This is a genomic window from Bradyrhizobium sp. Pa8 (genome assembly GCF_052588265.1).
This window is the reverse complement of the sequence record NZ_CP176767.1, coordinates 5,052,367-5,065,919: the sequence shown is the minus strand read 5'-3', so window position 1 is coordinate 5,065,919 and position 13,553 is coordinate 5,052,367. Positions and strand designations below refer to the sequence as shown.

The 13,553-nt window shown below is 64.7% G+C and carries 13 protein-coding genes; 10 read left to right on the top strand and 3 right to left on the bottom strand.

Translation table 11 applies throughout. The features are described 5' to 3' along the window. The 5 genes from secD to ACKWRH_RS23370 are packed head-to-tail and all read left to right on the top strand — an operon-like array spanning position 1 to position 5,229. Entirely contained in the window at positions 1 to 1,605 is a 1,605-nt protein-coding gene (gene secD, locus ACKWRH_RS23390; RefSeq protein WP_028152340.1) for a protein translocase subunit SecD, read from the top strand. 10 nt (positions 1,606 to 1,615) lie between these two features. Further along, positions 1,616 to 2,635, top strand: a complete 1,020-nt coding sequence (gene secF / locus ACKWRH_RS23385) for a protein translocase subunit SecF (protein WP_445215431.1) — start codon at positions 1,616 to 1,618, stop codon at positions 2,633 to 2,635. A gap of 60 nt (positions 2,636 to 2,695) precedes the next feature. After that, positions 2,696 to 3,079 carry an Mth938-like domain-containing protein gene (locus tag ACKWRH_RS23380; protein ID WP_028152342.1) on the top strand — a complete coding sequence of 128 codons (384 nt, stop codon included), beginning with the start codon at positions 2,696 to 2,698 and terminating at the stop codon, positions 3,077 to 3,079. Continuing rightward, positions 3,076 to 3,939, top strand: coding sequence for a phytoene/squalene synthase family protein (locus ACKWRH_RS23375; RefSeq protein WP_445215430.1), 864 nt, complete (start codon positions 3,076 to 3,078; stop codon positions 3,937 to 3,939). Before ACKWRH_RS23380 ends, ACKWRH_RS23375 begins: the two co-directional genes overlap by 4 nt. A 45-nt stretch (positions 3,940 to 3,984) precedes the next feature. Continuing rightward, complete coding sequence (locus tag ACKWRH_RS23370; protein ID WP_445215429.1) at positions 3,985 to 5,229, top strand: threonine ammonia-lyase; 1,245 nt, start codon at positions 3,985 to 3,987, stop codon at positions 5,227 to 5,229. A gap of 13 nt (positions 5,230 to 5,242) precedes the next feature. Here the strand turns inward: ACKWRH_RS23370 and ACKWRH_RS23365 are convergent, their stop codons facing one another. Further along, on the bottom strand, positions 5,243 to 6,421 hold the full coding sequence (locus ACKWRH_RS23365; protein ID WP_445215428.1) for an aminotransferase class V-fold PLP-dependent enzyme: 1,179 nt from the start codon (positions 6,419 to 6,421) through the stop codon (positions 5,243 to 5,245). A 200-nt stretch (positions 6,422 to 6,621) separates the two neighbouring features. Here ACKWRH_RS23365 and ACKWRH_RS23360 point away from each other — a divergent pair, with 200 nt between their 5' ends. The 5 genes from ACKWRH_RS23360 to ACKWRH_RS23340 all read left to right on the top strand — a co-directional run bounded on the left by ACKWRH_RS23360 (position 6,622) and on the right by ACKWRH_RS23340 (position 11,796). Continuing rightward, positions 6,622 to 7,578, top strand: coding sequence for a LysR family transcriptional regulator (locus ACKWRH_RS23360; RefSeq protein ID WP_445215427.1), 957 nt, complete (start codon positions 6,622 to 6,624; stop codon positions 7,576 to 7,578). A 113-nt stretch (positions 7,579 to 7,691) separates the two neighbouring features. Beyond that, on the top strand, positions 7,692 to 8,885 hold the full coding sequence (locus ACKWRH_RS23355) for a CaiB/BaiF CoA transferase family protein (protein ID WP_445215426.1): 1,194 nt from the start codon (positions 7,692 to 7,694) through the stop codon (positions 8,883 to 8,885). Further along, the gene (locus ACKWRH_RS23350; protein ID WP_445215425.1) at positions 8,882 to 9,823 is read left to right on the top strand and encodes a hydroxymethylglutaryl-CoA lyase; all 942 of its coding nucleotides are present in this window, start codon (positions 8,882 to 8,884) and stop codon (positions 9,821 to 9,823) included. Before ACKWRH_RS23355 ends, ACKWRH_RS23350 begins: the two co-directional genes overlap by 4 nt. A gap of 42 nt (positions 9,824 to 9,865) precedes the next feature. Continuing rightward, positions 9,866 to 11,200 carry an MFS transporter gene (locus ACKWRH_RS23345; RefSeq protein WP_445215424.1) on the top strand — a complete coding sequence of 445 codons (1,335 nt, stop codon included), beginning with the start codon at positions 9,866 to 9,868 and terminating at the stop codon, positions 11,198 to 11,200. Positions 11,201 to 11,322: 122 nt separating this feature from the next. After that, a complete protein-coding gene (locus ACKWRH_RS23340; RefSeq protein WP_445215423.1) occupies positions 11,323 to 11,796 on the top strand; it encodes a VOC family protein in 474 nt (157 codons plus the stop codon). A 12-nt stretch (positions 11,797 to 11,808) separates the two neighbouring features. Here ACKWRH_RS23340 and ACKWRH_RS23335 read toward each other — a convergent pair whose 3' ends face one another. Both ACKWRH_RS23335 and ACKWRH_RS23330 read right to left on the bottom strand, forming a co-directional pair. Continuing rightward, a complete protein-coding gene (locus ACKWRH_RS23335; protein ID WP_445222461.1) occupies positions 11,809 to 12,366 on the bottom strand; it encodes a CAP domain-containing protein in 558 nt (185 codons plus the stop codon). Between the two features lie 91 nt (positions 12,367 to 12,457). Next, entirely contained in the window at positions 12,458 to 13,552 is a 1,095-nt protein-coding gene (locus ACKWRH_RS23330) for an AMP-binding enzyme (RefSeq protein ID WP_445215422.1), read from the bottom strand. Position 13,553 lies beyond the last annotated feature (1 nt).

Genomic DNA, 13,553 nt, shown 5'->3' with positions numbered 1-13,553 from the left:
ATGTTGTATTTCACGCGGTGGAAGGCGCTCGGGATTATCCTGACGGCGCTGATCGTGTGCCTCTGCGCGGTCCCGAACTTCTTCCCCGAAGCGCAGGTCAAGACCTGGCCCGCCTGGGCGCAGCGCCGGCTCGTGCTCGGCCTTGACCTCCAGGGCGGCTCCTATCTGCTGCTCGAGGTCGATTCCAGCTATGTGAAGAAGGAGAGGCTGGACCAGGTCCGCGACGACGTTCGCCGGACGCTGCGCGATGCCAAGATCGGATTCACCGGCGGCGTGACCGTGCGCAACGACGCGGCCGAGGTTCGCATCACCAAGGAATCCGACGTGCAGCCGGCGCTCGCCAAGCTGCGCGAGCTGTCCCAGCCGCTGGGCGGACTGATGGGATCCAGCGGTCAGCGCGACCTTGAGGTGACCGATGCCGGCGGCGGCGTGATCCGCCTGACGATCCCGCAGGCTGCGATGCTCGACCGCATGCGCAAGACCATCGAGCAGTCGATCCAGATCGTCGAACGCCGCGTCAACGAGCTCGGCACCGTCGAGCCCGTCATCCAGCGCCAGGGCAACGACCGCATCCTGGTGCAGGTCCCCGGTCTTCAGGATCCGACTCGCCTGAAGGAATTGCTGGGCAAGACCGCGAAGATGGAATTCCGCATGGTCGATGCGTCCGTGCCGCCGGATCAGGCGCAGCAGGGGCGGTTGCCGCCGGAATCCGAGCTGCTGATGAGCGCCTCGCCGCCGCCCACGCCCTATGTGGTCAAGAAGCAGGTGCTGGTTGCCGGTGGCGACCTGACCGACGCCCAGGCGAGCTTCGACCAGCGCACGGGTGAGCCGGTGGTCAGCTTCAAGTTCAACACCTCGGGCGCGCGCAAGTTCGCGCAGGCCACGCAGGAAAACGTCGGGCTGCCCTTCGCGATCGTGCTCGACAACAAGGTGATCTCGGCGCCCGTCATCCGCGAGCCCATCACCGGTGGCCAAGGCCAGATCTCCGGCAATTTCACGGTGCAATCGGCCAACGATCTTGCGATCCTCTTGCGCGCCGGCGCGCTGCCGGCCCCGCTCACGGTGGTCGAGGAGCGCACCGTCGGTCCGGGCCTCGGCCAGGACTCGATCGAGAAGGGCGAGCTTGCGGCCTATGTCGGCTCGATCCTGGTCATCATCTTCATGCTGCTGACCTACCGGCTGTTCGGCGTGTTCGCGAACATCGCGGTCGCCATCAACGTCGCCATGATCTTCGGCCTGTTGTCGCTGCTCAACGCCACGCTGACGCTGCCCGGCATCGCCGGCATCGTGCTCACCGTCGGCATCGCGGTCGACTCCAACGTGCTGATCTACGAGCGCATCCGTGAGGAGCTGCGGGGCGGCCGCAATGCGATCTCGGCGATCGATGCCGGATTCAAGCGGGCCCTTGCGACCATCCTCGATTCCAACATCACTACCTTCATTGCCGCCGCGGTGCTGTTCTACATTGGCACCGGCCCGGTGCGCGGCTTTGCCGTGACGCTCGGTATCGGCATCATCACCACGGTGTTCACCGCCTTCACGCTGACCCGGCTGATCGTGGCCTGGTGGGTGCGGTGGAAGCGGCCGCAGAGCGTGCCGATCTAGGAGCCTGATTGTGACTCACTACGTTCTCATCGGGCTTGGCATCCTTATTGCCGTTCTCACCGTGGTCGCAGCGCTCGGGCTGCTGCCGTCGCTGCGCATCGTCCCGGACGAGACGCATTTCGACTTCACGCGCTTCCGCCGGATCAGCTTCCCGATCTCGGCGGCGCTGTCGATCGTCGCGATCACGCTGTTCTTCACCCATGGCCTGAATTTCGGCATCGATTTCCGCGGCGGCACGCTGCTGGAAGTGCAGGCCAAGTCCGGCGCTGCCGACATCGCCGCGATGCGCACGACGCTCGATGCCTTGCATCTCGGCGAAGTCCAGCTGCAGCAGTTCGGCGGCCCCGAGAACGTCCTGATCCGCGTCGCGGAGCAGCCGGGCGGCGACGCTGCCCAGCAGGAAGCGGTGCAGAAGGTGCGCGGTGCGCTCGGCGATTCCGTCGAATATCGCCGCGTCGAGGTGGTGGGACCGCGCGTTTCCGGCGAGCTGCTGGCCTACGGCATGCTCGGGCTGATGCTCGCGATCGTCTCGATCCTGATCTACCTCTGGTTCCGTTTCGAATGGCAGTTCGCGCTCGGCGCCATGATCGCCAACGTGCACGATATCGTGCTGACGATCGGCTTCATGTCGATCAGCCAGGTCGATTTCGACCTGACCAGCATCGCGGCCCTTCTGACCATTCTGGGCTACTCGCTCAACGACACCGTCGTCATCTACGACCGTATCCGCGAAATGCTGCGCCGCTACAAGAAGATGCCGATGCCGCAGCTGCTCAACGAGTCGATCAATTCGACCCTGTCGCGCTCGATCATCACCCACTTCACCGTGACGCTGGCGCTGCTGGCTCTGCTGCTGTTCGGTGGCCATGCCATCCACAGCTTCACGGCGGTGATGATGTTCGGCGTGGTGCTGGTCGGTACCTATACCTCGATCTTCATCGCGGCCCCGATCCTGATCTATCTCGGCGTCGGCGAGCATCGCGAAGATGCGCCCGATACGGCTACGCCGGCGAAGAAAAACAAGGCATGATCCGAACCGCGTGCCCTCGCAGGCGTTTGCGAGGGCAGTAAGCTCATTCGGACGAAGCACATGGCCGGCGATCCCAACGCACCGCATTTTCCCCGCTCGGCGCCGATCGAAGCCTATGGTAAGGGCGGCTTCGCCTTTGCCGGCATGTCGCATCGGGGATCGCTGCTCTGCCTGCCCGACGCGATCTGGGCCTGGGACGTGACGGACCCGACGAAGATCGACCGCTATTCGCTGGATCGCGTCTTCACGGCGGCCAACAGCATCGACACGCTTCTGATCGGCACCGGAACCGGCGTCTGGCTGCCGCCGCCGGACCTGCGGCAGGCGCTGAAGGCGGTGAGGGTGGTGCTGGATACGATGCAGACCGGTCCCGCCGTACGCACCTACAACATCATGATCGGCGAGCGGCGCCGCGTCGCGGCCGCGCTGATCGCCGTGCCATGAGCAGCGCTGCGCCTCCGGCCGATTCCGTCGCCTTCTGCGCCAGCCTCGTGCGCAGCCATGACTTTCCGCGCTATGCCGCAACGCTGTTTGCGCCGGCCGCCGAGCGCCAGGCGCTGCTGGCGCTCTATGCCTTCAATGTCGAGATCGTCCGCGTCCGCGACCAGGTGAGCCAGCCCTTGCCCGGCGAAATCCGCCTGCAATGGTGGACCGACATGCTGTCGGGCCACGTCCACGGCAGCGCCGAGGGCAATCCGGTGGCGGCAGAGCTATTGCGTGCGATCCGCGATTTCGACCTGCCGGTCGAGCCGTTGTCGCTGCTCGCCGACGAGCATCAGTTCGACCTCTACAACGATCCGATGCCGACCATGGCGGCTCTGGAGGGCTATCTGGACGCGACCTGTTCGGCATTGTTTGCCCTCGCGGCGCGGGTCATGGCGCCACCTTCGGAAGCGGCCGAGCATGTCGCAAGGCATGCCGGGCTCGCCCAGGGCATCGCGCAGGTGATTGCGAATCTGCCGCGCGACTCGGCGCATCGGCAACTGTTCCTGCCGCAGCAGCTGCTGGCGGCTCATGGTTGCCAGATGGAAGACGTGTTCGCCGGCAAGGAGACGCCGAACCTGCATGCGGTGCTCGGCCAGCTCGTGGGCGAAGCCGAGCAGCATTTGACGACGGCCTTGTCGCTGTTGCCGGAGGTGCCGGCGCCGGCGCGGCCAGCGTTTCTGTTGCTGAGCCAGGTGCGGGGTGACCTCAAGCGCCTGTCGCAACCCGGTCGCAATCCGTTTGCGTCGCAGCCCCCGTCGCGACTGCGCACGCTATGGACGCTATGGCGGGCTTCACGTTCCCGAGAATTTACCAAATAGCGGCCGGCTTGTCGCCTCAAACGGCCAAATGCTCTATGCTGTCCTATGGCTGAGTTGTCCCAAAACATATCCCCCGATCTCAGCGGCTTGCCGGTCGCTCTGGGCGACATTCATGCCGCCGCCGACACCATCCGCGGCGCCGTCGTCGAGACGCCCTGCAGCTACAGCCGCACGCTGAGCAACATCTGCGGCTGCGACATCTGGCTGAAATTCGAAAACCTCCAGTTCACCTCCTCGTTCAAGGAGCGGGGTGCGCTCAACCGGCTCACCGCGCTGACGCCGGAGGAGCGTGCGCGCGGCGTCATCGCGATGTCGGCGGGCAACCACGCGCAGGGCGTCGCCTATCACGCCAAGCGGCTCGGCATTCCCGCCACCATCGTGATGCCGGTCGGCACGCCCATGGTGAAGGTCGAGAACACCAAGCACCACGGCGCCGCGGTGGTGGTGACGGGCGCGACGCTGGAGGAGGCGGCCGCACATGCGCGAAGCCATGGCGAGGCCCACGGCATGATCTTCGTCCACCCCTACGACGACCCCCTCGTCATCGCGGGGCAGGGCACTGTTGGGCTCGAGATGCTGAAGGCGGTGCCGGAGCTCGATACGCTGGTGGTCCCGATCGGCGGCGGCGGCCTGATCAGCGGCATCGGCATTGCCGCGAAATCGATCAAGCCGTCAGTGCGGATTCTTGGCGTCGAGGCCTGGCTCTACCCCTCGATGTACAACGCCATCCATGACGGCAATCTGCCCGCGCGCGGCGACACGCTCGCCGAAGGCATCGCGGTGAAATCGCCGGGCAAGATCACGACCGAGATCGTCCGCCGCCTCGTCGACGACATCGCGCTGGTGAACGAAGCCGAGCTCGAGCGTGCGGTCGCAACCCTGATCTCGATCGAGAAGACCGTCGTCGAGGGCGCCGGCGCAGCCGGACTTGCCGCGCTGATGTCCGATACGTCCCGCTTTGCCGGCCAGAAGGTTGGCCTCGTCCTGAGCGGCGGCAACATTGACACCAGGCTGATCGCATCCGTTCTGACGCGCGAGCTGGCACGCGAAGGACGGCTGACCCAGTTGTCGCTCGACATCCCCGATCGGCCGGGGCAATTGGCTGCCGTCGCCTCACTGCTGGCCGAGGCCGGCGCCAACATCATCGAGGTCTCGCATCAGCGGACCTTCTCCGACCTGCCGGCCAAGGCGACGCTGCTTCAGCTCGTCATCGAGACCCGCGACAGCGCGCATCTGGACGAGGTCATGGCCAAGCTCGGCGCATCCGGCTTGAGTGCGCGCTGTACCTGAGTGGCGCGCGCCACTATCGCGGCGCCAAATCCGCGAGGTGGCCGATCAGCCAATCGATCTCGGCTTCCGTGTTGTAGTAATGCGGGGAGGCCCGCACGACCGGCGGTAGCGAGCGGACTTCGGCATCGATGCGGGTGCTAGCCGGATCCGAAGCGCCGATGGTGATGCCCGCTGCAGCGGCGCTGCTGACGATGGCGTCCGCCTCATACCCATCCATCGTGAAGCTGACGATGGCGCCCGGTGCGCGTCCGAGGTCGCGAATGGTCACGCCGCGAACGGAGGCGAGGCCGCCGCGAAGACGGTCCGCAAGCAGACGGCAGCGCTGCTCGATGGGGCCGAGGCCGATCGCGAGGGCATAATCGATGGCAGTGCCGAGACCGAGACGTGCGGCGTAATTGTTCTCCCATGTCTCGAAACGGCGGGCATCGTCACGGAGCCGATATTCACCGCGCGAGACCCAGGGCGCGGCGAAGTGATCGATCATCGGTGGCTCGAGCCGTTGCAGCAGCTCGCGACGAACGTAGAGAAAGCCCGTGCCGCGCGGGCCGCGGAGGAATTTGCGCCCCGTCGCCGACAGTATGTCACAGCCGATGGCGTCGACGTCGACCGTCATCTGGCCGACCGCCTGACAGGCGTCGAGCAGATAGGGAATCCCGTGCGCCCGCGCGATCCTGCCGATCGCCGCCGCGGGATTGACCAATCCGCCATTGGTCGGAACCCAGGTGATGGCGATCAGCTTCACGTGCTCGTCGATCATGCGCTCGAGCGCGTGGACGTCGAGCTCGCCGCTGGCATCGCTCGGCACGACATCGATGATCGCGCCCGTGCGCCTTGCGACCTGAAGAAACGCGACGTAGTTGGCAGCGTATTCGGCTTCGGCGGTCAGGATCCGATCGCCCTGGCGAAACGGAAGCGCGTAGAACGCCATCTGCCAGGCAATTGTCGCGTTCTCCATGAGGGCGATCTCATCGGGGGCGGCATTCAGCAGGCGCGCTACGGAGCCATAGACCGCATCGAGCCGATCGGACTCGCGGTCGGCAGCGGCATAACCTCCGATCTCGCCCTCCAGATCGATGTGGTCCTTCATTGCCGCGACGACGGCAGTTGGCATGAGGGCCGCGCCGGCATTGTGGAGATAAGCGAGGCGGCAGGCGGCCGGGGTGTCGGAACGTATCCGGTCGATGTCGATCAATGCTGGTCTCCGCCTCTGCTGTCCCGATCCCATGAATTAGGCGCGTTGACGAGCGCGAGCAAGCTCATGTGCAGATTGGAACAAAATGGCGGATTATTGCCTCGTCTTGGTATCGGATTCCAAATCGGCGGTCTTTCTTCCCGGATTTTGAGAAACCCGGTGACTTCGGACGTTATATCTTCCCGGATCGGGAACAGACCATGCAAGAGAAAACGCAATCCCGCTCAATGACCGGGACGCCCAGGACCAACATCACCCGACGGATCGACCTCACGACCCTCAGGCTGTTCATCGCCATCTGTGAGGAAGGCAATTTGACGCGCGCCTCGCAGCGCGAGGCGATCGCGCCCTCTGCCGTCAGCAAACGCATGCATGATCTCGAGGAGGTGCTCGAGGTCGCGCTGTTCGAGCGGCATCCGAACGGCATGGCGCTGACGCCGGCCGGTGAATCGCTGCTGCATCATGCGCGCGTGACGCTGCTCAACGTCGAGAAGATCGCCGTCGACATGGCCGAGCATGCGCGCGGCGTTCGCGGGCATGTGCGGATGCTGGCCAATCTGTCGTCGATCGTCGAATTCCTTCCCGACGATCTGCCCGGCTTCTTTCGCTCCCACGAGCTGGTGCGGCTCGATCTTCAGGAGCGTCCGAGCGCCGATGTCGTTCGCGGCGTCGAGGAGGGCGTGGCCGAAATCGGCATCTGCTCGGCCGACGTGTCGACGCGCGGGCTGGAGCGGTTCTCCTATCGGCGGGACCGCCTCGTTATCGTGGTGCGATCCGATCATCCGCTCGCGTCGGCAAGAGACGTTTCGTTCGCCGACACACTCGACTACGACCATGTCGGCCTGTTTGCGGCGAGCTCGATCTATCTGCGCTCGCAATATACCGCGCAGCAGATCGGCAAGTCGATCCGGTTGCGGGTCCACGTCCCGGGTTTTGATGCGGTGTGCCGGATGGTGCAGGCCGGCATGGGTATTGGCCTCATTCCCGACCGTGCGTTCCAGGTCCTCAGTCACGGCATGAACCTGACAGCCGTCGAGTTGAGCGACGACTGGGCCGATCGCGAACTCGTGCTGGTGGCCAGGGATCCCGCGGGATTGTCGGCGACGAGCCAGTTGATGCTCGATCATCTGCGATTGCCCGGAACCAAACCTCACTGATGGCGGCCTTCGTGTCGTTCGTCATCCGCGAACGCGTGTTCATCAAAGGATATTGGACTTAAGGCCCTGCGCTCGGCGACACCACGATCAAAGACGATCGAGGAGCGCCAGACGTGGACGGACCATTATCCGGAATACGAGTCGTAGAACTCGGAACTTTGATCGCGGCACCATTTGCCGCGCGGCTCTTCGCTGAGTTCGGCGCCGAGGTCGTCAAGATCGAGCAACCCGGCAGTGGTGATCCCTTGCGCAGATGGCGCAAGCTGCATCAGGGCACCTCGCTCTGGTGGTACCTGCAATCCCGCAACAAGAAGTCGATCGCGATCGATCTGAAGTCGCCTGACGGGCGCGACGTGGCGCTGCGGCTGGCGGCACAAGCCGATGTCGTGATCGAGAATTTCAAGCCAGGGAGCCTCGAGAAGCTCGGCCTCGGCTGGGACGTGCTCTCAAAGCTCAATCCAGACCTGACACTGGTCCGCATCTCCGGCTACGGGCAGACAGGCCCTTACCGCGATCGCTCCGGCTTCGGCGCGATCGGCGAAGCTATGGGCGGGCTGCGCTTCACCACCGGCGATCCCGACAGCCCGCCGGCGCGGGTCGGCATCAGCATCGGCGACAGCCTTGCGTCGCTTCATGGCGTGATCGGCGCGCTGATGTCGCTGCTTCGTGTCAAGACGGGGCAGGGGCGAGGGCAGGTGGTCGACGTCTCGCTCTATGAGAGCGTGTTCAACCTGATGGAGAGTCTCGTCCCCGAATATGACCTCATGGGTCATGTCAGGACCCGCACCGGCGGCGCTCTGCCGGGCATCAGTCCATCCAATACATATCCAAGCTCCGACGGGCGCCACGTCGTGATCGCCGGCAACAGCGACGCGATCTTCAAGCGCCTGATGCAGGTCGTCGGCCGTCCGGACCTTGCCGACGATCCGGCCCTTGCCAGCAATGATGGACGCGTTCGTAGCAACGCGTTGCTTGATAGCGCTATTGCAGCGTGGACCTCGGAGCGGACGATGGACGAGATCCTCGCGCGCCTCGATGCGGCCGATGTTCCCGCAGGCCGGATCTATTCGGTCGCCGACATCGTGGACGATCCCCATTACGCCGCCCGCGAGATGATCCTGCCGACCGAATTGCCGGGCGATGTCACCGTCAAGATGCCGGGCATTGCGCCAAAGCTCTCGGACACGCCCGGCGCGGTCAGGTGGTCCGGTCCGACACTAGGGCAGCACACCGATGAGGTGCTGACGAGCCTCGGCTTGCAGGCAGGCGATATCGCGCAGTTGCGCAGAAGTGGAGCGGTACAATGATGGCAATGTCACCCGACATCATGATCCAGGAAGTCGCACCCCGCGACGGCCTTCAGATTGAGGCGAAATGGGTCGAAACCAGTGAGAAAATCCGGCTGATCAATTCGCTCTCCGCGATCGGATTCGGCCGCATCGAAGTCTCGTCGTTTGTCTCGCCGTTGGCCGTCCCCTCACTGCGCGACGCGGCAGACGTTTTCGCCGGAATCGAGCGGCGTCCCGGCACGATCTACACGGCACTGATCCCGAACCGGAAGGGGGCTGAGCTCGCGCTGGCGGCGCGTGCCGACGAACTCAATTTCGTGATGTCGGCGAGCGAGACGCACAACCTCGCCAACATGAACCTGACGCATGTGCGGTCGCTGGGCTCGCTTGCCGAGATCGTGAAGCCGGCGCATGCCGGCGGCGTCATGGTCAACGCCACAATTGCGACCGCGTTCGGCTGCCCGTTCGAAGGCAAGCAGCCGTTCGAGAAGGTGCTCGATATCGTCAAGCGCTATCTCGCTCTCGGAGCCGACGGCATCACGCTCGCCGATACCACGGGCATGGCCAATCCTATTCAGGTCTCGGAGCTGGTGGCCGAGGTTCTGATGCTGGTCCCCGCGGACATGCTCACGCTTCACTTTCACAACACGCGCGGTCTTGGACTGGTCAATATTCTCGCTGCCTGCGACACCGGCGTGCGCCGCTTCGACGCTGCGCTGGGCGGCCTCGGCGGATGTCCATTTGCGCCGGGCGCTTCGGGCAATGTCTGTACCGAAGACCTCGTCAATCTCTGCCATGAGATGGGCTTGCGTACCGGCCTCGATCTGCAGCGCCTGATCGATCTCTCGTTCCGATTGCCCGAACTGATCGGACATGAAGTGCCAGGGCAGGTCGCCAAGGCCGGCCGCCCGCTCGACCTGCATCCGATACCCGAACGGCTGCGGCAGGCAGGCTGAGAACGACTGCAATCAAAATTTCAAAACATAATGGAGGAAACCATGACAATCGCCACGACGGCGACCGCCGACCTTGACACTGCAATTACAGAACATCAAGTCATCAAGAAGATCGCGTGGCGGCTGATGCCCCTGATCATCGTCTGTTACTTCTTCGCGTTCTTCGACCGCGTCAACATCAGCTTCGCCAAGGCCGCGTTGCAGGCCGATCTCGGCCTCAGCAACACCGCCTACGGCTTTGGTGCCAGCCTGTTCGTCGTCGGCTACGTCCTTTTGGAAGTGCCGAGCAACATGCTGCTCTATCGCTTCGGCGCGCGGCGCTGGATCGCCCGCATCATGATCTCCTGGGGGCTGGCGACAGCTGCCATGGTTTTCGTCCATAGCGAGTGGCAGTTCTACGCGCTGCGCTTTGTGATCGGCGCGATGGAGGCCGGCTTCGCGCCCGGCATTCTCTACTATCTGACGCTCTGGTTTCCGAAGTCGCACCGTGGCCGCATGACGTCCGTGTTCTTTCTCGCCACCGCATTCTCGGGGATCATCGGCGCACCGATCTCAGGCCTCATTCTCAATTATCTGAATGGGCTGCACGGTCTCGCGGGTTGGCAATGGTTATTCCTGGCCGGCGGCGTTCCCTGCGTTGCGCTTGGCTTCGTCGTGCTCCTGCGCTTCGACGACGGGATCGAGCAGGCCGAATGGTTGAGCGACAACGAGCGCCGGTTGATCTCGGTTCAGCTGGACCGCCAGAAGAGCGAGATCGGCGAGCACTCGGCATGGCGCTCGCTGCTCATGCCCGGCGTGCTGCTGCTCGGATTCATCTACTTCCTGATCCAGATCGCCTCCTACGGCCTCAATTTTTGGGCGCCTGACCTGATCAAAGCGGCCGGGGGCGGAAGCGCGGCCGCGATCGGCTTCCTGACCGCCGTTCCCTACATCTGCGGCGCCATCTGCATGATCGTCGTAGGCCGATTGTCGGATGCATCAGGCGAGCGCCCGAAATTTGTCGCAGCCTTGATTCTGACCGCGGCCGTGGGCTTCTTCGCGTCCGGCGCATTCGACAGGAATGTCGTCACGCTGGTTGGCGCGCTTGCCATCCTTGGTGCCGGCGTGGTTGCGGCCATTCCGACATTCTGGACGCTGCCTCCGAAAATTCTCACCGGTGCGGGGGCGGCGAGCGGGATCGCGCTCATCAACACGCTGGGGCAGGTCGGCGGCATCGTCAGCCCGGTCATGGTTGGCTCGGTCAAGGATATGACCGGCAGCACGACACCCGCGCTCTATGTCATTGGTGGCTTGTGCGTGCTCTGTGCGTTGCTGCTGCTGACGGTGCTTCCGCGAGACCTGAAAGCCAGGGACGTGGCGGAACCCCGGGTCGCATAGGCCGCGGCATTGGCGCGCCTTGGTGAGGCGCATTCAAGAGGGTATCTAGGCGAAAGACATCACACCGCCGTCCATTCTCAATGGATGGCGGTGTGATGGCCTGGAACCGAAGGGGACGCGCAATGGCGAAGAACACGATTTGCCTCTGGTACGACAAGGACGCCGATGCGGCTGCCCGCTTCTATGCCGAGACGTTCCCCGACAGCGCAGTGAGCGCCATTCATCGCGCGCCCAGCGACTACCCGTCGGGTAAGGCCGGCGACGTGCTCACCGTCGAGTTCACCGTGGCTGGCGTCGCCTGTCTCGGCCTCAACGGCGGTCCGATTTTCAAGCACAACGAGGCTTTCTCGTTCCAGATCGCGACCGACGATCAGGAAGAGACCGACCGCTATTGGAACGCCATCATCGGCAATGGCGGGCAGGAGAGCGCCTGCGGCTGGTGCAAGGACAGATGGGGCCTCTCCTGGCAGATCACGCCGCGGGTGTTGACTGAGGCACTGGCGGCCGGTGGCGCCGAGGCAAAGCGCGCCTTCGATGCGATGATGGGGATGACGAAGATCGACGTCGCCGCGATCGAGGCCGCGCGCCGCGGCTGACATTATCTCGCCTCAGATGCAGAGGCCGAGCAGCTTGACGTGGCAGCCGCTGGATTTCGGCTTGCTGGCGGGCGCGGCCTCGCGCTTCACGGCAACCAACGGCTCCCCGTCCTTCTTGCCCTTGCCTTTGCCCTTCGGCTCGTAGTCGCCCGCGATCACCATGGCCCAATAGGTTCGCTTGCCGCTGGCATTTTTGGCGCTGGCGATGCCGACGCGGGAGGCGTTGTGCAGCAGCAGGTTCTTGCGATGTCCGGACGAGTCGATCCACTGTCCGAGCGTCTTCTCGAAATTGTCGTATCCGTAGGCGATGTTCTCGGCGGCGCGGCCCGCGCCGGCCGGTGCGACGCGCCGGTTGAACGGGCCGAGCGCGTCGTGGCTGAGGTCGTCCTTCGCCGCCATCGCGCGGGCCTGGTCCATGGCGATGCGGTCGAGGGTCGAATCGCGGACGACGCGGACTTCACCGTGCTTGAGGCGAAAGCCGGAGATCAGCTCGGCCGGGGAGTCGGCCATCGCGGGCGCGGCCGCGAGCAGCAGAAGGCCAGCGATCACGCCGCCAACCACACGATGCATCATCATCCCCCGAATGCCCATGACCCGCCGCCCGTATGATCCCATCGCTTCTCTATCGCCAATGTGGACGCTTCAAGGCGCGAGCAACCCGTCAGCTTGTCGGCAGGTCGGCCTCGAAGTTGAAACGGTCCCGCAGGTTCTTCCGCTGTTCCAGGATGTCCTTGAGGAAGGCGCGGTCCTGGTCGTTCTTCATCATCGGCTCGATCAGATCGAGCTGGTTCATGGCGACCAGTTGCAGGATCTCGGTCCGCGGCTTGCCGCTGGTATCGCGGGGCAGCGCGTGTACGACCTGGATGTGCTCCGGCGGCTTGGGACCCTTGGCGGCCGAAAGCTCGCTGCGAAGCTCGCCTTCAAGCGTGGCCTGATCTGCCTCGACGAAGGCATAGAGCCCGACGCCGGAGCGGCGGTCAGCGAAGGCGACGATGGCGGTGTCGCGCACGGCCGGGTTCTTGCGGATCAGCTCGGCCAGCACCGGGGCGTCGTTGACCAGCCGGCGGCCGCCGCCCTCGCGGTCGGTGAAGTTGAACAGGCCGCGCGTGATCGCGCGATAGACCTTCTTGCCGGTCGCGAGCCACAGGCTGGCGGCAAATGACTTCTTTGCCAGGATTTTTCGCTCGCGCGGCGTCAGTGCCTCGGGCGCGTAGGAGCGCTTGTGCTTGAGCAGATGCCGCAGGTCCTCGTAGGCGAGGATGCGGTAGAGCCGGCCACGTCGGTTGAAGCAGGCCGCGAGCTGGAAGTCGGTCACATAGGCGCGGCCGTCGCGGCCGACCAGCCAGTTCTGCTCCTTGGCGAGATCGTTGTGGCAGATGCCGGCGCGGCGCAGCCGGCGTAGCGCCGCCTTGGCCGAGCGGAAATAGGCGAGGTCGCCATGCGGCTTGGCAAGATGCAGCGCGACGCCGTCGACAAAGCCGCGGACTAGCGCGCGGCGTCCGGCCCAGAGTAGCTCAGGGCCGACATTCAGCCCCCTGGCGAGGGCCAGCGCATGCTTCTCGCGGGCGAACAGATGACGAGCCAGCACGAAGGACCACCACGGCACTTCGTCGAGCCGGCGCAGCACGGCGTCGACCTCGCCGCTGTCACCGCGGAAGCGGCCGCGCTCGACGGTGGAGAACACGTCGCGCTTGAGCAGCACGCCCTCGGTCCAGCGCGCCGACAGTGTCGCGGCGTCGTCTTTGGGAAGACTCATC

Excerpts from the sequence above, each read along its gene's own strand:
- ACKWRH_RS23335 (WP_445222461.1), bottom strand. The coding sequence starts at position 12,366 with ATGCATCGTGTGGTTGGCGGCGTGATCGCTGGCCTTCTGCTGCTCGCG.
- ACKWRH_RS23340 (WP_445215423.1), top strand. The coding sequence starts at position 11,323 with ATGGCGAAGAACACGATTTGCCTCTGGTACGACAAGGACGCCGATGCG.
- ACKWRH_RS23350 (WP_445215425.1), top strand. The coding sequence starts at position 8,882 with ATGATGGCAATGTCACCCGACATCATGATCCAGGAAGTCGCACCCCGC.
- ACKWRH_RS23330 (WP_445215422.1), bottom strand. The coding sequence starts at position 13,552 with ATGAGTCTTCCCAAAGACGACGCCGCGACACTGTCGGCGCGCTGGACC.
- ACKWRH_RS23345 (WP_445215424.1), top strand. The coding sequence starts at position 9,866 with ATGACAATCGCCACGACGGCGACCGCCGACCTTGACACTGCAATTACA.
- ACKWRH_RS23380 (WP_028152342.1), top strand. The coding sequence starts at position 2,696 with ATGGCCGGCGATCCCAACGCACCGCATTTTCCCCGCTCGGCGCCGATC.
- ACKWRH_RS23370 (WP_445215429.1), top strand. The coding sequence starts at position 3,985 with ATGGCTGAGTTGTCCCAAAACATATCCCCCGATCTCAGCGGCTTGCCG.
- ACKWRH_RS23360 (WP_445215427.1), top strand. The coding sequence starts at position 6,622 with ATGCAAGAGAAAACGCAATCCCGCTCAATGACCGGGACGCCCAGGACC.
- secD (WP_028152340.1), top strand. The coding sequence starts at position 1 with ATGTTGTATTTCACGCGGTGGAAGGCGCTCGGGATTATCCTGACGGCG.
- ACKWRH_RS23375 (WP_445215430.1), top strand. The coding sequence starts at position 3,076 with ATGAGCAGCGCTGCGCCTCCGGCCGATTCCGTCGCCTTCTGCGCCAGC.